Genomic DNA, 20,928 nt, shown 5'->3' with positions numbered 1-20,928 from the left:
CTGTTAAGAAAAAGGGCGATCGTGCCAGAAAGAAGTTATATCAAATCCGGTTAAATCGGAATCATGCAGTATAGAGTAGTGCGAGCGTCTCGCTCGCACTGACCATCCAAATATATAAATAATTCCGTTCCAACCGGAAACGATATTAGCCATTAAAGAAGCTAGAATACATCAGAAAATAGCTCCGTCTGGCTCATCCCATCACTATATCGGAAGCCCCAACCATAATTTTTATTGGGTGGGGATACATCACAAATAGTGGTGCAAAGTAAGGGTATTACAATTTAGTGAATTCTTGAACTTTGACTGTCGCTCTTTCATTTTAGCCTAATTTTTAACCGCCTTTGCTATCGCAATACTCCGGACAGTTTTTGGAACGAGACTACAAGCTTACGCGGCGCAAGGATGATAAATAAAGTCCAATTAAATGCAACGAGCGGGGTGGAGCTGACATTGATTTAATTATCCACAGTGGCTCAAAGTCCTACAGAATAAGCCATTGGGCCATATACAAACTGGTGTTGCTGATTCACGGTATGAATCAACTTTTCGCTTGATGTTACAAAACTCACCCTCCCGGGTCTTATAGCAATTGGGAAATGTGAATTCCTACCTAAATTCAGCAACGCCTAAAAACTGTCCGGATTATTGCTATCGGGGAGTGTAAAAAATATCCCCTGACGATTGACCAGAATCATCACAATTGAGAGGTTTAGTTATGAAAAATAATGTGTGGATTGCCAGCGGTTTAGCGCTTTCTCTTATCACTAGCGCTTTGACTGCTAGTGCTGCTTCTTTTCGCAATGACATTACTGGCGTAAAAAATGCTCCTAATGCCACACCTTGGGGAGGATGGTCTACCGCAATTTATTGCCCTGGTGGTAGCTACGTGGGTGGATATTCGATGAGGGTTGAACCGAATCAAGGTGGGGGCGACGATACTGCACTCAATGCTGTTGCCTTATATTGTTACGATCGTGCGGGAAACATGGTCGAGCGGATTGTACCACATCCGGGATTTTGGGGGAATTGGGGTGAAGGAGCTAATTGCCCGAAAGGAAGTTATGCAACAGCATTTAAACTGAAAGTAGAACCACCACAAGGCAATGGTGATGATACAGGAGCAAATTCTGTAACTTTTGGCTGTAGTAATAGTAATAGCACTGTAATTGAAGCATCTGGTGGAGCTCAATGGGGAGCTTGGACACCAAATTGGGTAACAGGTCCGCCGAATTCGGCAATTTGTGGTGTTCGCGCGAAAGTTGAAGGTCAGCAAGGAAGGGGAGATGATACTGCTTTGAATGATTTAGAGTTTAGCTGGTGCAAATTACCACAACCGCCTACCCCAGTTAAACCACAGCCTACACCACCAACTCCAACGCCAAATGGAGGTAACAGTGGCATCCGCCTTTTTGAAAATCCTGTCGGTGAAAATGGTATCCCAATTGATGTAGCGCTAAAAGGTGCTAATGGGCTAGATCCTAACGCACGCCAATTGGGGGCAGATACGTTTTGTCGGTTGAGGGGATATGGAAAGGCTGTGAACTTCCAATTGGCAAGTGGAAGCAACAGGGGTACATTGCAATTCGATCCAAGCACAGGAAGCTGGACACCCTGCCCGAGTTGTGGGATGTATTTTACGAGGGTAGCTTGTCAATAAATAGCAGTACGGGCGATTTAGTGGTTAGAAACTAATGAAGCTGTAAGTTTGAATCTGAATGGAGGAGTTGCTGTCAGTGCTACGGCAATTAACGTCGGCACTAACTATTTGGGTATGGTTGAAGCGGTTGCTCAAAGCGATATTACAACAAATGTTTTTGTTGTAAGGTAGTTTCTGTAGCGCGGGCTTTTCAGGCCTAGTTGAGTGGAATTAAGTGCGATCGCCTTTGAGTTTGACTTGAGGCGATCGCACTTTGCTTTAATACTCGTAGACGCACGACTGGTCACAAACCGGCTTTTTTTACGAGAAGACGCGTTACAGCCCGCAGAAACTGCCAAAAACCCGGTTTCTAAAGTTAGACCCAATCTTCTTGATCGCTTTTTTGTCGCCTGTAAACCTCACCTGTAGCGTGAATTTGGCGGGTTTGTTCATAAAGAGTTTCTTCGGTATAATTCCATTTTTGCAGGACTTTTTTTAAGTCTGCTTGGATATCTCTAGCGCCGGGAAATCCTCGGTAGCGAATTATTAATCTTGCTAATTCCGATAAATTGTATTCGGTTGCTTCTCCTGCTAATAAAGTATCGACACTGGCTCGATCGCGCTTGTATTGCGGATGCTGCTGATCTTGAGTTTTTTCTAATGAATCCATATTAAGTAAGTGGGTAGAAATAAACATTACATGGGAGCGGGCGGGTTTATAAGATTATTAGTCTTAGGCTATTATGGTTGGTAAAACCCGCCCCTACAATTCAGGTTGTTCTAGGATTATTTTTGGTGTTTAACTACATATTTATATTTCCCAATCATCAGAATACCAAAAACTTCGACTTCTTGAAAAAGTCAAGATTCTGATTATTTGCTTGTGTTGTCGCTTCAGTCATCCCCAGAAATTTTTGTGTTTGTTGAGTAATACCAAATAGTCGATCGCCCTGACAAAAGATTTCCCAGGCGCGAATTCCCATAAAACCAATACCTGCAACCGCCAAGGGCATCGCAGCAGCACCTAAAAGCGCGGCAATGGGGGGAAATATCATGCACAGTGTTAACAGAATGCCAGTAATAACACCACCAGCAATGCCAGCTTTGGCGGTGGCGGTGGCGACTTGTTCGACTAACTCTGACTGGGTAATTTTGCCTTCAACGCACAATAGCGAGTTTTCTAAGATAGAAAATATTAACTCAATTACTGCGGCGGCGATCGCCCCTTTCATTGCAGCCCCAACGATTTCCGCAACTGCTGCTTTAAACGCTGCATCCGCTAAAACTTGCTTAGCGACTGCTAATTCTGCAGCAGTCATGTCTACACCACCGCGAGCACGATTCACCCAAAAATATTCAAAAATCCCGTTAGCAGCTTCGCTTCCGCCTCCATTGACGTGCGCTTGGATGTGACTCCAATCTTTATCTTGACAGAAGTTGCGAATTGCTTCTGGGCCTTGGGCACGAATTTGGGCGGGTATGGATTCAAATACTTTTGCTGCTTCTTTAACATTTCGCATTCCGTCACGCACGCCAGCCCTAGCAAATTTCAATTGCAGATTTCTTGGCAGGTTCTCAAAACGGATGTTATGTGCTATTTTAAAAGCTTCTTGAGTGGCGATCGCCCCAGCACTAACCATTGAACTTGGCGCTGATTGTACCCACCCTGTTAATACAGTTGCACTTTCCTCAACTTTAGCAGCGATTTCGTTGGCTAAGTTTTGGGTATCGGCAACAGTTTCTTGTACTTTAGCCGTTAGGAATTGGAGCGGATTCTGGCTAATTTCCATGTTGATCCAGCTTGCATCATTAATAATTGAATTATTCCGACTATAACATTCCTCTTCAGTAAGTGTGATTTTTTACTAAATTGCTTCTAGCTTCTAACTCCGGCTGTAAATTTAGAGCTTTTTTTTGATAAAATAAACCTTCATTAATTCGACCTTGCTCTTCCAAACTTTTGCCTAAATTCCAATAAGCGACGGCTAAATCTGGTTGAATAACGATAGATTTTTGATAGTAAGTTATGGCGTCATCGAGCTGGCCTTGTTTGTAAAACATACTGCCCAAGTTAACATAGGCTTCGACAAAATTAGGATCGAATTCGATCGCCTTGGAGTAGGCGCGAATCGCCGCCTCTATTTTGCCTTGGGCTTGCAGGATATTGCCTAGAGTTTTGTAGGCGGCGGCGAAATTGGGTTGCTGGCGAAGTGCTTGGTAACAGGAGGCGATCGCCTCTACATATTTCTGTTGCGTATAATAAATTTCTGCGATCTTGTTGAGTGCGATCGCATTATCTGCTGGAATGGCTAGTAATTTTTGATATTGAGCGATCGCCTCCTCAAGTTTTCCTGATTTCTGGAGGCTCTCGCCCGCTGACAAATACTGCTCTGCTAACTCGGAATTTGCGGTCATAGATTTTACTTTAACAGCCAAAACTACTTTACCACAACTGTTAGTTAGCAACCGCGATTTCTAGGGATATTATGACTATTTTCAATTTTAAATTTGTTTTTGTACCAACAGTTCGGACAGTTTTTGATTACCAACCGTAGCATAGAGGTTTTAGGGAACTCCGATTAAAGCGAGATAAAAGTCAGCAAAGTTCTGGACGCACTCTTGACGATCTGAAACCCGGTTGCTGACTATATTTCTCGCTCCTGTTAGCAAAACTCATAGAAACCAGGTTTCTAACACCCCATGCGTGGGCATTGAAACTGTCCGAAGTGTTGATATATCAATTAACTGAATGTTCGATCGCCCTAGCTGTTCAAAAATTGATCGAACGGGCGATCGAAAAAATTAAGGATACAGTCGCCACACCTTAATCGTGTCGTCAAAACTGCCACTGATCAGAGTTTTGTCTTGAGGATTAAAAGCCAAATCCACCCAAGTAGAATGACCCTTCAGCGTGACCACCGTGTCGGCGGGACTCATCTGCCACCGCTGGCCGGGACTCAGCCGCCACAGCTTGATAGTGCCGCTCAAATCGGCGCTGGCGAGTTTGTCTCCGTCGGGACTGAAAGCCAAGGACTTAACCTTGTCGGAATGGGCACTCAAAGTCCGCAGCAGAGAACCGTCGGGCTTCTGGGAGTGATGATTTGGGCTGATATCCCACAACTTCACCGTCTTGTCCCAACTGCCGCTGGCGAGAGTTTGACCGTCCGGGCTGATGGCAAGAGACCAAACCGCCTCGGAATGACCCCAAAAAGTGTCTTTGAATTCCCCAGTCTGCCAGTTCCACAGGTTGATCTTACCGTCGCTGCTGCCGATCGCCAAAGTTTCTCGATCAGGACTGAAAGCCACCGACTGCACCTCGTCCAAAACCCCCTTGAGAGTTTCCAACTCGGCCCCGCCTTCGACTTGCCACAACTTCAAAGTTTTGTCCTTACCGACACTGGCCACGGTCTGGCTATCGGGACTGAAAACCACCGAGAACACGCCGTCTTGGTGTCCGTCCAAAGTCCGAATTAACTTGCCAGAATAGAAACTCCACAATTTAATCGTACCGTCAACGCCGCCGCTGGCGATCGTCCTGCCGTCGGGACTGACAGCCACCGACCACACCGGCCCCAAATGTCCTGCTAAAACCTTGAGCAGCTTGCCGTGACGCTTGTGCCGCAAGTGAATTGTGCCGTCGTTATTTCCGCTGACGATCACGCGGCCCTGGGGAGCAACTGCTACCGCCCAAATTGGGTTTTTGTCTTGATCCGCCAGAGTGCGTACAGCAGGCCCTGACGGCGATGCCTTACTCCTGAAATTCTGCATCGGGGGCGGATTGAACCGAATTTCGGGAATGCTAGAAGCAGGCTCACCAGAAGTGAAAGCCTGCGGTGCAGGAGATGGCAAGCGAACACCCAGCACTACGGAAAGCAGGGCAACCGTAGTTGCTCCCCACATTGCCAAAGTCCACTTGGGTTTGCTGAGAATCACGTCTACCGGTGCCGGGCCGTATTTCATGTCTGTGAGAATTGCCTCGGTCGAGCGATAGCGTTTTGATGGTTCTCGCTGCACCATTTTATCCAGGATGCGGCCGAGTCGCGCCGAAACTGGTACTTTCAAATAATGCCTCCAAGCCCAACTTTCGGCTTTGATGTCAAACAAATCAAAGGGCGACATTCCCGTTAACAAGTGAATGCAAGTGACGCCCAAACTGTAGATGTCACTGCTCTTAATCGCTTGGCCTTTAATTTGTTCCGGCGCCGCGTATTCGGCAGAACCTGTCACCGTTTCTGTTTTGATCGGGCCACTATTAGCCCGAATTGCCGCGCCGAAATCGACTAAAACTAGCCCAGAGGAATTTTCCTGAGACACGGAATGTAAATCCTCTTTCCCTGCCCAAGCTGGGGATGCTTGGGGATTTTTGCGGTGAATAATATTCGACGGTTTGATATCTCCGTGAATCAGTTGATTTTCATGAACAAATTGCAGGACGGGCAACAATTCGCTCAGCAGATACCAAATTTGAATTTCTTTAACAACACCTTTTTCTGAAAGCCGATCGGCTAAATTGCGGCCTTCGATGTATTCTTGCACTAAATACTGGCAGCCTTCGAGTTCAAAAGATGCCAGCAGTTTAGGTATTTGCGGATGTTTCCCCAACTCGTCGAGAACTGAGGCTGAGCCGCGAAATGTCCGGTTTTGCTGTGTGCCACCGTCTGCGGCTGCTGAGCTGCAGAACTGTTGAATGATGCAGCGGGGTTGCGAAGGCTGGTCTTCATCGACTGCAAAGAAGGTGCGGCAAGTGAGACTTTGACCGAGGGTGTGAAAAACTCGGTAGCGGCCTTTTAGCAGCAAGTTCGACTCGCAACTTTTGCATACTGTCGCGCGATCGAGATTTTGGGGATTCTGGCAATGGGGATTGGTGCAGTAACTCATTTGTCTTTCCGCTGGAGACCCCCGTCCGACATTCTTGCTGGTGGGGGAGGAAAGCGGGGCGGTGCGTGCCGCTTCCTGTGGACAAATTAAATAATTAATTGGAATCTTTGCTTGATCATAATTGTTTCCCAGATTTTCGCCACAATTGCTGCCGTCGATCGCGCGTAAATAATTGCTGACTTTCCTGCGAGCAAGGTTTAATAGGTCGAGCATAGGGGCGGGCTCTCCTGCCCAACCCCTACTCCCCACAAGAAAATCATTCTTTGTGGAACAGGCCCGAAAGCTTGTTCTTTAGAATGGTGCAATATCTCAGTTGTTACCGAATTAAGCTATACTGTCATTGCGAATACTTGCATTGCGATCGCACCAAATCAATCGCGAGAGCTTGCCAAATATCCGCGATTCTTTGTTCTAGGGAGTGAATCTAAAAGTTCAAATTTCCCATGTCAAATCCACTAACAGATTAAAACTTAGGCACATTTTCCCAAACTAACTACTAACTTTTAACTATTACTTATGCCGTTAATTCGCGTTCCCAAACCTTGGGAAATTCTCGAACCCCAAATTACCCCAGAAACAGCCTTTCTCAACCGCCGTCGGTTCATGACAAATTTAATTGGCGCCGGCGTGACAGCTTCGCTGCTGCCGCTGACTGGCTGCCAAAGCAATGCTAGCTCAAAAGCTGCTCTGGAGCAAAGCTCAACCCAAGCATATTCGGAATTGAGCCGGAATCCCGCCTTTGCAAAAGTCGATCGAGCGATTACCGACGAAGCCTTAGCGACAAAATACAACAATTTTTACGAATACGGCGGCACAAAATCAATTTGGCAAGCCGCTCAAGCTTTGCCAACAGAAAACTGGAAAGTAGAAGTAGGAGGTTTAGTAAAAAATCCCCGCACTTATGATATTGACGACCTCTACAAAAAATTTCCTATCGAAGAACGAGTTTATCGATTTCGCTGCGTAGAAGCCTGGGCGATGGTAGTTCCTTGGGTCGGATTTCCCATGAAATTACTGATGGCCGATGTCGAACCGCAATCGAAGGCTAAATTCGTTCGCTTTACCTCATTTTACGACCCCAAAATTACTCCCGGCCCCGGTTTGATGTCGCAATTTTATCCTTGGCCTTATACCGAAGGCCTGCGAATTGAAGAAATGGCGAACGATTTAGCATTTTTCGCCACAGGCTTGTATGGCCGAAGGCTACCAAAACAAAATGGTGCGCCGCTGCGGCAAGTGATTCCTTGGAAATACGGTTTTAAGGGCGCAAAGTCGATCGTAAAAATTGAATTTGTCGAACAACAGCCCGCCACTTTTTGGAATACAATCGGCCCCAACGAATACGCCTTTGAAGCAAATGTCGAGCCCGACAAGCCGCACCCCAGATGGTCGCAGGCCAGCGAACGCATAGTCGGCCCTGGTAACAGTTGGTCGTGGGAAACTCGCCCAACTTTGCCCTATAACGGTTACGGCGAATATGTGGCGAGTTTGTACAGTTAATTGACGGATTTCCCCTCGTTTCTAGGCTCAGCCTAGGAACGCAGATCCGGAGGCTCTGCCTCCCTATTTGTGCGAGGCAGAGCCTCGGATTCAGGCATTCCCAGGCAGATCCTGGGAACGAGAAAAGGGAAATATGAAATGTGCGATCGCAGTTTAGCATTTCCCTTTTTACCAGTTGCTGAAATTCCCGGTTTCATCGCACAAAGCAGAACAGTCGGACAGCGTGCTGCTGTGCGTTTGTTTCGGCAAAGAATTAGAGAAATTTTGCCAAATTAAAAATAACACTTACATCTCTCCTTACTCTTTCTCTGTGCCCTCTGCGCCCTCTGCGGTAAAAAAACTCTTTATTGTTCACAAAACTCTGCAACCCTCCGCCAAACTCGATCGCACAAATCGGGTATGCTAACATCGAACCATTCAATTTCAGGATAGGCTCGAAACCATGTCCGCTGACGCTTCGCAAATTGCCGCGTGTGCAAAATTGTTAATTCTTTAGCTTCTTCCAGCTTAATGTCGCCAGCCAAATATTGTTTCATTTCCTGATAGCCCAGCGTGTTCAAAAGTGGCAAATCGCAGCCGTATTTTTTACACAAATATTCTACTTCAGCAATCCAACCGCGTTCTAGCATTTGTTCGGTGCGCTGTTTGATACGATCGACCAAAACTTCGATCGCGCAATCCAACCCAATTTGTAAAATAGGATAATTGGGAGGAGTTTCGCCCTGCTGTTCGGAAATAGGGCGACCGGTGACATAAAATACTTCCAGTGCTCTTAAAGTTCTTACTGGGTCATTGAGGTGAATTTTCTCAGCCGCAGAGCGATCGACCTGCTGCAACATCGCGTAACATTGAGATTGTCCGAGTTCTGCAAGTTGCGATCGCAATTCGGGCATCGGTGCTACCCTCGGAATTTTTAAACCGCGCACGATCGATTTAATATATAAGCCCGTCCCTCCAACCAACAACAGGGGAGGAGAAACAGGAAAATCGACAGCAGCAATTAAATTTTGAGCTTGTTGCTGGTAATCTGCTAGTGTCAGAGTTTCTGTGGGATCGCAGATGTCAATTAAGTGATGCGGTACACAAGTGCGATCGACCGCCGTCGGTTTTGCGGTTCCGATGTCAAATTCGCGGTACACTTGACGAGAGTCCGCACTCAGAATCGAAGATTGCAGTCGCCCCGCCAAAGCCAAAGCCACTCCCGACTTCCCCGTCGCCGTCGCCCCACAAATCGTAATTAATTTAGACATAAGCTGTCGCACATTTCCCTATAAAAACTCTCAAATCCTCTCCTATCCATGCTTTCCCCTCTCTCCCTTCACTGATTCACCGCGCTACGCCTGGGAGTCGCGAAGCAATCTCCAAACTATTCCCCTCCGTCCCCCCGATAAATTTCCCTTCAGAAAGCCCTAGCATAGCCTTTAACGGTTTTGTGCTATAATTTTAGGAGTTTTCCCATTTTAGAAGCTTTCGGGGCTTTAGGCCTCATTATTGGAGCTATTTTTGTATGACCAGCAGCTACAGCGCCGACCAGATTCAAGTTCTCGAAGGTCTCGAAGCAGTCCGTAAACGACCGGGGATGTACATCGGTACCACCGGCCCGCGAGGACTCCACCATCTAGTTTACGAGGTTGTGGACAATTCCATAGATGAGGCGCTGGCTGGCCACTGCACTCACATCGAGATTGACATCAACGCCGACGGTTCCGTTACCGTGACAGACGACGGCCGGGGTATTCCGACCGGCATCGTTGCCAAGACTGGCAAATCGGGAATAGAAACAGTAATGACTGTACTCCACGCCGGCGGTAAATTTGGCGGTGGTGGCTACAAGGTTTCTGGAGGATTGCACGGTGTAGGTATTTCTGTTGTTAACGCGCTGTCCGAGTGGGTAGAAGTGACAGTTTGGCGCGACCAAAAAGAACATTTACAGCGCTACGAGAGAGGCAATCCAGTTACGGAACTTACTGCCAAGCCCAACAAAGGCACTCGCACCGGCACTTCAGTTTCTTTCTTGCCAGATACTCAAATATTTAGCACTGGCATTGAATTTGATTACACTACACTCGCGGGGCGCTTGCGAGAATTGGGTTACTTGAATGCGGGCGTGAGAATTACGTTTAGCGACCACCGTTTGGAACTGCTCAAAAGTAGCGAACCTCGCATCGAAACTTACTGTTACGAGGGCGGAATCAAGGAATATATCGCCTACATGAACCGCGAAAAGCAGCCTCTGCACGAAGAAGTGATCTACGTGCAAGGAGAACGCAACAACGTGCAAATAGAAGTGGCCTTGCAGTGGTGCGTTGATGCTTTTAGCGACAACGTTCTAGGTTTTGCTAACAACATTCGGACGATCGACGGTGGCACGCACTTAGAAGGTTTGAAGGCTGTTTTGACGCGGACGATGAATTCGATCGCCCGCAAGCGCAACAAAATCAAAGAAAACGAGCCCAACCTCGCCGGCGAAAACGTGCGCGAAGGTTTGACAGCAGTGATTTCTGTCAAAGTCCCAGACCCTGAATTTGAAGGTCAAACTAAAACTAAGCTAGGAAATACAGAAGTTCGGGGAATTGTCGATTCCTTGGTAGGCGAAGTATTGACAGAATATTTAGAGTTTCGCCCCCAAGTAGCCGACGCTATTTTGGAAAAAGCAATTCAGGCATTTAAGGCCGCTGAAGCTGCCCGTCGTGCCCGCGATTTAGTGCGCCGAAAATCTGTCTTAGAATCGTCTCCTTTGCCGGGAAAATTAGCGGACTGTAGCTCCAGAGACCCCGCCCTGTCTGAGATATACCTGGTCGAGGGGGATTCAGCGGGGGGCTGTTTTTTTTCATCTCAGGAAATAAAATTAGCTGACGGCACCACAAAAACTATCAAACAGATAGTTGACGAACAAGCAGAAGGTAAAGAACACTTTTGCTACACCATTCGCGAGAGTGGAAACATCGGGTTTGAGCGAATAACTAATGCTCGGATGACTAAAGCAAATGCTGAAGTTGTCAAACTGACATTAGACAATGGGGAGACAATAACTTGCACTCCCGACCATCCATTCATGTTGCGGGATGGCACTTACAAAGCAGCCGCCATGCTGACACCGGAAGATTCATTAATGCCGTTCCACAGCAAGTTGTCGGAAAAAAACAAACAGGGTCAGGGACTTAACGGTTACGAAATGGTTTGGAATCCCAACAGTGATAAGTGGATTTACACCCATCTTTTAGCGGATTTCTACAACCTGAAACATGGCGTTTATCTCGCATCTGACGGCAATCACCGCCATCACGTTGACTTTAACAAACTCAACAACAATCCGACAAATATTCAGCGATTGCCTGCTGAGGATCACTTGGCTCTTCACCGCGCGAACCTTGAGAAAACCTTGCACAGGCCCGATGTCATTGAAAAGAGCCGTCAAGCTCACATGACCGATGAATTTCGGGCGATGATGAAAGAGCGGATGCGGCAGCCTGAAACGCTACAAATTCTTTCGGAACAGGCGAAAGCTCAGTGGGAAGATGAAGAGTATAAAGCTTACATGATGAGCAAGTGGCGGGAGTTTTACGATAGTGATGAAACTTATCGCCAGCAAAATAATGAACTGCTGAACCAAGCCCAGCAAGAGTATTGGAGTTCCGAAGAAAACCGTTTGGCTCAGTCGGAACGGGTGAGTAATCATTTTGCTAACAATCCTGAAGCACGGGAGACTCATTCTCAACTTGCTAAAGAACAGTGGCAAGATGAGAATTTGTTGGAGTGGCGGCGCGAAAAAACTAAGGAACAGTGGACGCCGGAGTTTCGCCAGAAACGTAAAGCGACTTTGAAGGAAACTTATTACCGCCAGACGCTGGAAGCTTTGAAGACAGTCCACCTGAAAGAAGGTTGGATGAATGTAGATGCTTACAATCTTTATCGCCGCATGAAGGGTGATAAGACTTTGTTGAAGTTTGAGACGTTTTGCGATCGCTACTTTAATGGTGATGAAGTATATGCTCGCCAAGCGGTTCGGAATTACAACCACCGCGTTGTCAAGATCGAAGCTGTAGAGGAACGCTACGATGTCTACGACATCGAAGTGCCCAACAGTCACAACTTTGCATTAGGGGCGGGAATTTTTGTCCACAACAGTGCCAAACAAGGGCGCGATCGCCAATTCCAAGCAATCCTGCCTTTGCGCGGTAAAATTCTCAACATTGAGAAAACCGACGACGCCAAAATCTACAAAAATAACGAAATTCAATCGTTAATTACAGCCCTGGGTTTGGGCATCAAAGGCGAAGAATTCGATCCGGGTCAATTGCGGTATCACCACATCGTAATTATGACTGACGCTGACGTAGATGGTGCTCACATCCGCACGCTGTTGCTGACTTTCTTCTACCGCTATCAGCGGGCACTTGTAGAACAAGGTTACATCTACATTGCTTGTCCTCCTCTCTATAAAGTGGAACGGGGACGCAATCATTACTACTGTTACAGCGATCGCGAAATGAACAATCTCGTCCGCAATGAATTTCCGGCGAATGCTAACTACACCATTCAGCGGTTCAAAGGTTTGGGTGAAATGATGCCGACACAGTTGTGGGATACAACGATGAACCCAGAAACTCGGACGCTGAAACGGGTTGAGATTGAAGACGCTGCTGAGGCCGATCGCATCTTTACGATCTTAATGGGCGATCGTGTCGCCCCCCGCCGCGAATTCATTGAAACCTACGGCCCCAAACTCAACCTCCTCGACTTGGACATCTAAATTAATCCTGAGTCCTGAGTCGTTAGCTAGCAGCTAATGACTCAGGACTCATGACTAAACTTTTGCGGCCCTGATGCCTTCTGCCCTTTCGGGCGATCGGGCATCAGGGCCCTTTGATGTTTCTAGGTTTTGTTATAAAAATTAATACAATCTCTCATCAAATCGATCTAAGGTAAACACTTAGGTAAATTTTAGATTTTTGGCGCATCCATCAGCTACCACAAAAATAGAAGGTTGGACAAATATAGCGTCAACGACCCAGGTCTAAAGAGATTGGGCTTCTAGCCTAAGACTTAAACCGCAGTTGACCAGACTCAGTACCTTGGTACTACGTTAACGGTAAGAGTTAAAGACCTACCAGGGAATGCGAAGCTAGTTCCTTGCTCTAGAAATTTAGGATTAAACAGACTTATTGGGTTAAATCAGTGTCCTAGATATAGTACCGGCCGTTAACTTTGTCGAAGCTAACATCACCCCGAAAGGGAGGCTCGAAAGAGCAAACATTATGCGATCGCGGGTTGCCAAATTTGAGAGGGTAATTTCGATGCACGCTCCCCTAGCTGAAGTGTCCCATCGAAATTACATTACATTCATTACACTCCCATCTAGCAATCCTCGTGTAATGCAAAGATTGACGGCGGTTTCGACCGCCGAGCCGTTTCCCTCTCAGGTCTAAAGACGCTGAGTTTCCCACTTACCGAATTTTTTTATGAGCATCAATTTAGCGACCAAATTGCGTGAGGGAACCAAAAAGTCCCACACAATGGCAGAAAACGTCGGTTTTGTCAAGTGTTTTTTAAAAGGCGTTGTAGAAAAAACTTCTTACCGGAAGTTAGTAGGAAACCTCTACTTTGTCTACTCGGCAATGGAAGAGGAAATGGAACGCCAAAAACAGCATCCGGTTGTTTCAAAAATTTACTTTTCTGAGTTGAATCGCAAACACAGCTTAGAGCAAGATTTATTTTACTACTACGGTGCGAATTGGCGCGAACAAGTAGCCCCCTCAGCCGCAGCTAAAGCTTATGTGCAGCGCATTCGAGAGATTTCGGCGACCGCACCAGAACTGTTAGTAGCTCACTCTTACACTCGCTACCTTGGCGATTTATCCGGCGGACAAATCCTGAAGGGAATTGCCCAGCGCGGGATGAATCTTTCCGACGGAGAAGGCACTGCTTTCTATGAATTCCAGGATATTCCTGATGAAAAAGAATTCAAGGCTAACTACCGTCAGGCAATGAATGAACTGCCGATTGACGAAGCAACAGCAGAGCGAATTGTTGACGAAGCTAATGCAGCTTTTGGCATGAACATGAAGATGTTCATGGAGTTAGAGGGCAATTTGATTAAAGCAGTCGGTCAGATGCTTTTCAATACCCTGACACGGAAGCGCGGTGGTGCCAGTACCGAATTGGCTACTGCTGATTGAGTTAAAGCTCACTGGGGATAATTTGAGCCTCGTTTAAGAGGAAAAACTTAAATCCTGGGGGTTTGATGGCTGCTTTTACAGTCACCAAATCTCCGGGATTTTGCATGGTGTTTGAATTGCGGGCGATCGACTTTTTAACTCATATCGTTTCCGGTTGTATCGGGATTATTTAACCGCAGAGGGCGCAGAGAACGCAGAGGGAGAGAATACAGAGAGGAATAATTCGGATGCTACCGGATTTGATATCACAACTAAACACTATCACCTTCCCATGCCGCGATCGGGAGGCTCCTCGTCGGGGACAGGCAAAGAAGTGGGCCTTACTTGTCGCTCCAAATACTTGCTCAAAGCGTAAGCGATATCTCCACGAGTCATCGGTTTCAAAGGATTAATTTTATTAGTTGCGACATCAACATTAACGAACCCTTCATAAAGTGCAGTAGCTATAGATTTTCTAGCCCAATTAGGAATTTCGCCTGCATCGGGATACTTAGCTAAAATCTCGGAAATGCTGGGATCTGGAAACTGAAAAACCCCATAAGCTTGAGCAAAAATCGCCAAAGCTTCAGCGCGAGTCACCCTTTGATTTGGGAAAAACATTCCGTCGCGATATCCACTCATCGTTCCCGTTTTCAAAGCAGTTTGAATCGCACTGTAAGCCCAGTAACTCTTCGGTACGTCCGGCACTTCCCTATCCGGTTTCTGAGCTGTTTTCCGGCGTTCCAAACCAAAAGTTTTCACTAAAATCACCGCCAAATCGGCGCGACTGACAAGGCCATCAGCATTAAAATTGCCACTGGCATCTTTATTCATCAATCCAGCACTCACAACCCGATCGATCGGGTCAATTATTTGTTGAGATTGAACCGCCATTGGGACTCCTTGCATTAGCGCGATCGCCAAAAAAATACTCACTAACTTTTTCACGATTTTAATCCTTTCTGTCGCTAAAACCATCATGAAAACAGCAGTAATATTTTTTATGGTTCCATCGGAATTATTCTGTGGTTTCGGCGGTGCGCTAGAGTTGGGGATTATATATTAAAATCAAACATTTGCTTCTGGCAAAGCGCCCTGCATTTTACCCAGCCAATCAATCAAATTATCTAATTGCTTTTGGGCCGTCAAAACCGCCATACCTCGAATAGTAACCTTCCCCTTGCTGTAGACAAAACGAGAGCGCAAATGTTCCGGCAAATTAGCCTTGAGCAAATTCCAAGCAGGCTCTTCCATAGCTGTTTCCAAAACTATGTTCTGCTTATTCTCCGGCTTAATCCGAGAAAAACCGATTTTTTTAGCGATTTGTTTGAGTTCGACCACACGGATAAGTTGCTGGGCTGGCAGAGGAATTGGCCCATAACGATCGCACCAATCAGCCTGAATCTGCTGTAATTCTTCAGGGGTATTAGCAGAAGCCACAGACCGGTAAGCGCTCATCTTTTGATCCAAATCTGCGATGTAATCGGCAGGAATAAACGCCGTCAAAGTGAGGTCAATTTGCGCGTCCTCAACTTTCGGAATTTCCTGACCCTTAATTTCGCGAATCGCCTCCTCTAACATTTCAGCATACAAATCAAAACCGATCGCCTCCATTTGACCAGATTGTTCAGTACCCAAAACATCACCCGAACCGCGAATTTCCATATCTCGGACAGCCAACTGATAGCCCGAACCCAACTGGGCAAACTCTTGAATTGCCCGCAGCCGCTGCCTTGCAGCATCAGAAAGTTGGTTCTGCTTGGGATAAAACAGCCAAGCATGAGCTTGAATCCCCGCGCGTCCCACCCGTCCCCGCAACTGGTAAAGCTGACCCAAACCAAACTTCTGCGCGTCTTCAATTAAAATAGTATTGACTCGCGGAATATCCAAACCCGACTCAATAATCGTCGTGCACACCAAAATATCAAACTCCGCCGCACTGAAAGTCAGCATGATTGATTCTAATTCCGACGCCTCCATTTGACCGTGGGCGATCGCAATTCTGGCAGACGGAACCATCTCCTGCAACTGAACGGCCAACTCATCAATCCCCTCAATCCGCGGCACCACGTAAAAAACCTGACCGCCTCTATCCAATTCTTGACGAATTGCCGATCGCACCACTTCCGGGTTATAGGGAGCCAAATGCGTCTGAATCGGGCGTCTGGAAGGAGGCGGAGTCGAAATCAAACTCATCTCGCGAATCCCCGACAGCGACATATACAAAGTCCGGGGAATCGGCGTTGCTGTCAGAGTCAGAACATCTACCTCTGTTTTGAGAGATTTAATCGCTTCCTTTTGCTTAACTCCAAACCGCTGTTCTTCATCCACCACCAACAGGCCCAAATCCCGAAATTTAATCGCCTTGCTCAAAACAGCTTGAGTACCGACAATCACATCTAATTCCCCAGTCGCCAAACGCTTGTGAATCTCTCGGCGCTCGGTTTCAGTGCGAAAGCGATTGAGCAAACCAACTTCGATCGGATAAGGGGAAAAACGCTCCGAGAGCGTGTGATAGTGCTGTTGGGTCAAAATCGTCGTCGGCGCGAGCAAAGCCACCTGCTTGCCCGCCGTAACCGCCTTAAAAATCGCTCTCAGAGCCACTTCTGTCTTACCAAAACCGACATCGCCGCAGACCAAACGATCCATCGGTCGATCGCCCTCCATGTCGCGTTTCACATCCTGAGTTGCCTTCAACTGATCCGGCGTTGGCTGGTAAGGAAAAGAATCCTCTAATTCTTGTTGCCAAGGCATATCAGGAGGAAAAGCGTAACCTGTTTGTTTAGCTCTTTTAGCATAAAGATTCAGCAAATCCACTGCCAATTTTTTAACAGCTTTGCGAACCTTAGTTTTAGTTTTTTCCCAAGTTTGACCTGTCAGCTTGTTTAGATCCGGTACTTTATCGGCTACAGTCCGAAACCGCGACAAAGCGCCCAATTGATCTGCCGCCACCCTCAGAGTACCGTCAGCGTATTGAATCAATAAATATTCGCGAGTTTCCCGATCGATCGTCAAACGTTCCAACTTGAGAAATTTACCCACTCCGTGCTGGCGGTGAACCACATAATCACCAGGGCTTAATTTATTCGGGTCTACTTGCTTAGAAGCAGCGCGGCGGCGCTTGCGGACGTAGCTAAAAGTAGCGAGAGAATGCTGACCGTAAAATTCCCGATCGGTAATTAAAACTATCCGAAAAGTCGGTAGGATAAAACCTTCCAATTCTGCCAGCCCGCTGTACTTCAAAGCAACCGGAATGTGCTGCAATTGCAACTTGTCGATCGCCAAATAATCGCGCGGATTCACCACAAACTGAGCCGGACAGTCGTGCTCCGAAAGCAAAGAAACAGAACGACTCGGTTGAGCAGAAACCAGAAAAATGGTAAAACCCCGATCGCGCTCTTCCCTGAGCATTTGAGACAGCTTCGCAAATTGGTGAGGCATCACCGGCACAGGCCGAGAAGCCAAATTAATCGCAGACGGTAGCTGGTCGCCCTCCGCAGAGCTTTGAATTTTTTTAGCTGTAGAATCTTCTGCCAATTCTGAAAGTTCTAGCCTCTCGAAAGCTGCGACATCTGCCATAGATTCAGCAAAAGTGCGGTGAATTTTCGGAACTTTTAAATTAGCAATTGGCAAGTTTTCTGTTTCCTCACCAGCAACTGTCGATTCGCGATTGCAATTATTCCACTGTTCCTGTGCATTCTCAAACCAGCGGTCGCTGTGACCTTCGCACCCTTGTGGTTCGTCAATAACAACTAAAGTATTTTCAGTCAAATAATCCAACAAAGATGCAGGTTGCTCGAAGGCTAAACCCAACAGCCTGCGGACAAATTTTTCGCCTTCATTTTCTGTGTCAACCGAGCCTATGTGGTTGATTTCGTCAACCTTTTTTTCAGATAAAACTGCTTTAATAATTGTGTTAAAATTAGTAGGGGTTAAAACTAATCGATCGACCTTATCGAGCGATCGCTGGGAAGACGGGTCAAACTCCCGAATTTGCTCCAAATCATCCCCAAACCATTCCAGCCGCACTGGCAACTCCGCCGCTACCGGAAACACATCGACAATATCGCCCCGGCGACTCCACTGGCCCTCCATTTCTACCAGAGTCACTCGATCGTACCCCATCGACACAAGTTGGCGGTCAAGTATCTTCGAGTCTTGAACCGCACCTCGCTTCAGCGTCAGACAGTAGGGTTCAAAAGCAGCAGGCGGGGGCAAGTGACACTGGAGAGCTCTTTCGGTGGCTACAATCGCGATCGGCTTAGAATTAGGGTTTGTTTCTCGTTTCTCGACCAAATCCGCCAGCACCTGCATTTGTCCCCAAGTCATTTCGTTCTCGTCGGAGTAAGATAGCTCGTAGGGCGAAGCCTCGGAAGTTGGGTAAAAATGCACAGTCTGCCAGCCCATAGCCTCCAGCCCTGCCACCCAACGGCCGGCTTCTTCTAGAGTTGCTGTCACTACCAGTAAACTCCGCCCTTCTTGCTGTGCGAGGGCGGAAGCTACTAAACCTTTGGGCAAACGGGCTACGCCGGACAGTTGCACGTAGCGATGGCGCTTGAGCTTGTTGAGGAGTTCTGTTGCTAGGGGCGATCGCCCCAGGGTACGAATTATTGAAGAGAAAGTCATGCGCTTTTAATTTTAATCCCTGATCGGCGAAGGCTCTTTCCCTTTGCCTGTTAAGGAGATTGTACGACAAACATCCATGATTGTGCCGCTCTGCTGTTGACCGAAAGCATCCAGGATACCCGCCACGTGATTCATCTCGCGCAAGTCAAGGCTTCAATCTAAAATCTAAAATCTAAAATCTAAAATCGATTGACGCCTGGGAACTTAACTGGAGATAGATTTGTGCTTTAATATGTCGATCCGGCGATCTTGAGCGAGCCAGTTCCGTTAATATAGGGCCAGGTTGACAACAATTTCGATTTTGCGATCGAGATTCGCAGCTTCCAGACCTCTCCTGTGACTGCACCCAAAGACGGATACCCTGCCACGTACTCAAGTTGTGAAGATCGAAGAATTTTAGATATGAGGGAAATCCCCCAGATACTGGTGGCGTCGTCAATCTAAAATCTAAAATCTCAAATCTCAAATCAACTAACCGGGCAGAGCGCTTCGCCGTTACTACCGAAAATTTTAGAAATGTCCTCAAATATAGACCTTCTGATTGTTCTCCTGCTGGTTTTCCTCAATGGCTTGTTTGTGATGTCAGAGATGGCCATCATCTCTGTACGGAAGGTGAGACTGCAACAGATGGCCAACCAAGGTTCGATCAATGCCCGTGTAGCCTTGGATCTGGCGAATGCCCCCAATCAGTTCTTGCCGACAGTTCAAATCGGGATTACGATGCTAGCCATTCTGTCGGGCGCTTTTGGGGAAACGACGGTTGCTAAAAGGGTGGAGCCTTTGTTACGGTTGATTCCTGCCCTGGGCCCCTATTCTCAGACGATCGCCTCAGTAGTAGCAGTTTTAACCATCACTTATCTGACCTTAATTATCGGGGAACTCGTGCCGAAGCGGCTGGCACTCAACAACCCAGAGCCGATCGCCTCAAGCGTAGCAATTCCCATGCGAATGCTCTCAAAAATTGGCGCTCCTGCGGTTTATCTGTTAAGTTATTCCACTGACTTAGTGATGCGGATCATGGGGATTGTGCCTTCTACAGAACCGCAAGTTACAGAGGAAGAAATTAAAGTTTTAATAGAGCAAGGAACAGAAGCCGGAACCTTTGAAGAAGCCGAACAAGATATGGTGGAAAGAGTGTTTCGTTTGGGCGATCGGCGAGTCAGCGCCTTAATGACCCCGCGTCCCGATCTTACCTGGCTCGATCTCGACGACTCAGTGGAAGAAAACCGCCAAAAAATGCTCGGCAGTGGTCATTCTCGGTTTCCTGTGTGTCAAGGAGGACTCGACAACGTTGTCGGTTTAGTACACGTTACTGATATGCTGTCTCGGACTTTAACTGGTCAACCCCTAGATTTAAGCGCTTCTTTACGACGACCGTTATTTGTACCGGAAAGCACGCGGGGTTTAAAAGTATTAGAACTTTTCAAACAATCTAGCAATCAAATTGCCTTGGTAGTAGATGAATACGGGGTGATTCAAGGATTGGTTACAGTCAACGACATTTTAGTCGAACTCGTTGGCGACTTTCCCTCGATTGAAGATGCTGACGAACCTCAAACCGTGCAGCGCGAAGACGGTTCTTGGCTGTTAGACGGAATGCTAGCAGTCGAAGATTTTTTTGAGCTATTTGGAATCGAAGAATTGTCAGCCGAACACAAAGGAAGTTACCACACAATGGGCGGTTTTGTGATTACAAATTTGGGGAAAATTCCCACAGCAGCCGAGCATTTTGAGTGGAACGGTTTGCGCGTGGAAGTAGTCGATATGGACGGGAACCGAGTTGATAAAATCTTGGTAATGCCGATCGACTCAACGGGCGATCGCTCCTCCAGCCAGCCAAAAACCCAAAACTAAAAACCATGTAATTTTAATCCATCGACATAATACCCGTAGGGGCGGGTTCACCAACCATCATCGCCGGAAACAAACAATCTCAAAAACCCGCCCCCACCCAACGATAAATCATCTCAACTCAACGGGCGATCGCTCCCCCAGCCAGCCAAAAACCTAAAACTAAAAACCATGTAATTTTAATCCATCGACATAATACCCGTAGATACTGTCTTGACCTGTCAAGGGGTAGCAGTCAAATAATTGGGGTCGAAAGGCTTTTGGGATTTTAAAATC

General features: G+C 47.0%; 13 protein-coding genes. 6 read left to right on the top strand and 7 right to left on the bottom strand.

The features are described from left to right. Positions 1-718: 718 nt before the first annotated feature. Positions 719-1,660, top strand: a complete 942-nt coding sequence (locus QT987_RS20005; protein ID WP_333243366.1) for a hypothetical protein — start codon at positions 719-721, stop codon at positions 1,658-1,660. A 355-nt stretch (positions 1,661-2,015) separates the two neighbouring features. Here the strand turns inward: QT987_RS20005 and QT987_RS20000 are convergent, their stop codons facing one another. The 4 genes from QT987_RS20000 to QT987_RS19985 form a co-directional block, all read right to left on the bottom strand. Then, on the bottom strand, positions 2,016-2,309 hold the full coding sequence (locus tag QT987_RS20000) for a DUF3288 family protein (RefSeq protein ID WP_333243363.1): 294 nt from the start codon (positions 2,307-2,309) through the stop codon (positions 2,016-2,018). Positions 2,310-2,466: 157 nt separating this feature from the next. Beyond that, positions 2,467-3,429, bottom strand: a complete 963-nt coding sequence (locus tag QT987_RS19995; RefSeq protein ID WP_333243360.1) for a hypothetical protein — start codon at positions 3,427-3,429, stop codon at positions 2,467-2,469. 55 nt (positions 3,430-3,484) lie between these two features. After that, complete coding sequence (locus QT987_RS19990) at positions 3,485-4,054, bottom strand: tetratricopeptide repeat protein (RefSeq protein WP_333243357.1); 570 nt, start codon at positions 4,052-4,054, stop codon at positions 3,485-3,487. A 387-nt stretch (positions 4,055-4,441) separates the two neighbouring features. Then, entirely contained in the window at positions 4,442-6,730 is a 2,289-nt protein-coding gene (locus QT987_RS19985; protein ID WP_333243354.1) for a serine/threonine-protein kinase, read from the bottom strand. Between the two features lie 303 nt (positions 6,731-7,033). Between QT987_RS19985 and msrP the strand changes: the two genes are divergently transcribed. Both msrP and QT987_RS19975 read left to right on the top strand, forming a co-directional pair. Further along, positions 7,034-8,017 (top strand): protein-methionine-sulfoxide reductase catalytic subunit MsrP, encoded by a 984-nt coding sequence (gene msrP / locus QT987_RS19980; protein WP_333243351.1) that lies wholly within the window; start codon positions 7,034-7,036, stop codon positions 8,015-8,017. 138 nt (positions 8,018-8,155) lie between these two features. Then, a complete protein-coding gene (locus QT987_RS19975; RefSeq protein ID WP_333243348.1) occupies positions 8,156-8,293 on the top strand; it encodes a hypothetical protein in 138 nt (45 codons plus the stop codon). A gap of 68 nt (positions 8,294-8,361) precedes the next feature. Here the strand turns inward: QT987_RS19975 and miaA are convergent, their stop codons facing one another. Continuing rightward, complete coding sequence (gene miaA / locus QT987_RS19970; protein ID WP_333243345.1) at positions 8,362-9,267, bottom strand: tRNA (adenosine(37)-N6)-dimethylallyltransferase MiaA; 906 nt, start codon at positions 9,265-9,267, stop codon at positions 8,362-8,364. Positions 9,268-9,524: 257 nt separating this feature from the next. Here miaA and gyrB point away from each other — a divergent pair, with 257 nt between their 5' ends. Both gyrB and QT987_RS19960 read left to right on the top strand, forming a co-directional pair. After that, on the top strand, positions 9,525-12,770 hold the full coding sequence (gene gyrB, locus QT987_RS19965; RefSeq protein WP_333243342.1) for a DNA topoisomerase (ATP-hydrolyzing) subunit B: 3,246 nt from the start codon (positions 9,525-9,527) through the stop codon (positions 12,768-12,770). A 709-nt stretch (positions 12,771-13,479) separates the two neighbouring features. Beyond that, a complete protein-coding gene (locus QT987_RS19960) occupies positions 13,480-14,196 on the top strand; it encodes a heme oxygenase (biliverdin-producing) (protein ID WP_333154412.1) in 717 nt (238 codons plus the stop codon). A 261-nt stretch (positions 14,197-14,457) separates the two neighbouring features. Here the strand turns inward: QT987_RS19960 and QT987_RS19955 are convergent, their stop codons facing one another. Next, positions 14,458-15,111, bottom strand: coding sequence for an S-layer homology domain-containing protein (locus QT987_RS19955; RefSeq protein ID WP_333243339.1), 654 nt, complete (start codon positions 15,109-15,111; stop codon positions 14,458-14,460). A gap of 132 nt (positions 15,112-15,243) precedes the next feature. Next, positions 15,244-18,801, bottom strand: a complete 3,558-nt coding sequence (gene mfd / locus QT987_RS19950) for a transcription-repair coupling factor (RefSeq protein WP_333243336.1) — start codon at positions 18,799-18,801, stop codon at positions 15,244-15,246. Between the two features lie 516 nt (positions 18,802-19,317). Here mfd and QT987_RS19945 point away from each other — a divergent pair. Continuing rightward, the gene (locus QT987_RS19945) at positions 19,318-20,655 is read left to right on the top strand and encodes a hemolysin family protein (protein ID WP_333243333.1); all 1,338 of its coding nucleotides are present in this window, start codon (positions 19,318-19,320) and stop codon (positions 20,653-20,655) included. Positions 20,656-20,928 lie beyond the last annotated feature (273 nt).

Origin of the sequence: Microcoleus sp. SVA1B4, from assembly GCF_036700545.1 — a bacterium.
Lineage (GTDB): Bacteria > Cyanobacteriota > Cyanobacteriia > Cyanobacteriales > Microcoleaceae > Microcoleus.
This window is presented reverse-complemented; position numbering and strand designations above follow the sequence as displayed.

What these genes read in the sequence shown, in the direction of transcription:
- QT987_RS20005 (WP_333243366.1), top strand. Translation starts at nt 719, where the DNA reads ATGAAAAATAATGTGTGGATTGCCAGCGGTTTAGCGCTTTCTCTTATC.
- QT987_RS20000 (WP_333243363.1), bottom strand. Translation starts at nt 2,309, where the DNA reads ATGGATTCATTAGAAAAAACTCAAGATCAGCAGCATCCGCAATACAAG.
- QT987_RS19995 (WP_333243360.1), bottom strand. Translation starts at nt 3,429, where the DNA reads ATGGAAATTAGCCAGAATCCGCTCCAATTCCTAACGGCTAAAGTACAA.
- QT987_RS19990 (WP_333243357.1), bottom strand. Translation starts at nt 4,054, where the DNA reads ATGACCGCAAATTCCGAGTTAGCAGAGCAGTATTTGTCAGCGGGCGAG.
- QT987_RS19985 (WP_333243354.1), bottom strand. Translation starts at nt 6,730, where the DNA reads ATGCTCGACCTATTAAACCTTGCTCGCAGGAAAGTCAGCAATTATTTA.
- msrP (WP_333243351.1), top strand. Translation starts at nt 7,034, where the DNA reads ATGCCGTTAATTCGCGTTCCCAAACCTTGGGAAATTCTCGAACCCCAA.
- QT987_RS19975 (WP_333243348.1), top strand. Translation starts at nt 8,156, where the DNA reads ATGTGCGATCGCAGTTTAGCATTTCCCTTTTTACCAGTTGCTGAAATT.
- miaA (WP_333243345.1), bottom strand. Translation starts at nt 9,267, where the DNA reads ATGTCTAAATTAATTACGATTTGTGGGGCGACGGCGACGGGGAAGTCG.
- gyrB (WP_333243342.1), top strand. Translation starts at nt 9,525, where the DNA reads ATGACCAGCAGCTACAGCGCCGACCAGATTCAAGTTCTCGAAGGTCTC.
- QT987_RS19960 (WP_333154412.1), top strand. Translation starts at nt 13,480, where the DNA reads ATGAGCATCAATTTAGCGACCAAATTGCGTGAGGGAACCAAAAAGTCC.
- mfd (WP_333243336.1), bottom strand. Translation starts at nt 18,801, where the DNA reads ATGACTTTCTCTTCAATAATTCGTACCCTGGGGCGATCGCCCCTAGCA.
- QT987_RS19945 (WP_333243333.1), top strand. Translation starts at nt 19,318, where the DNA reads ATGTCCTCAAATATAGACCTTCTGATTGTTCTCCTGCTGGTTTTCCTC.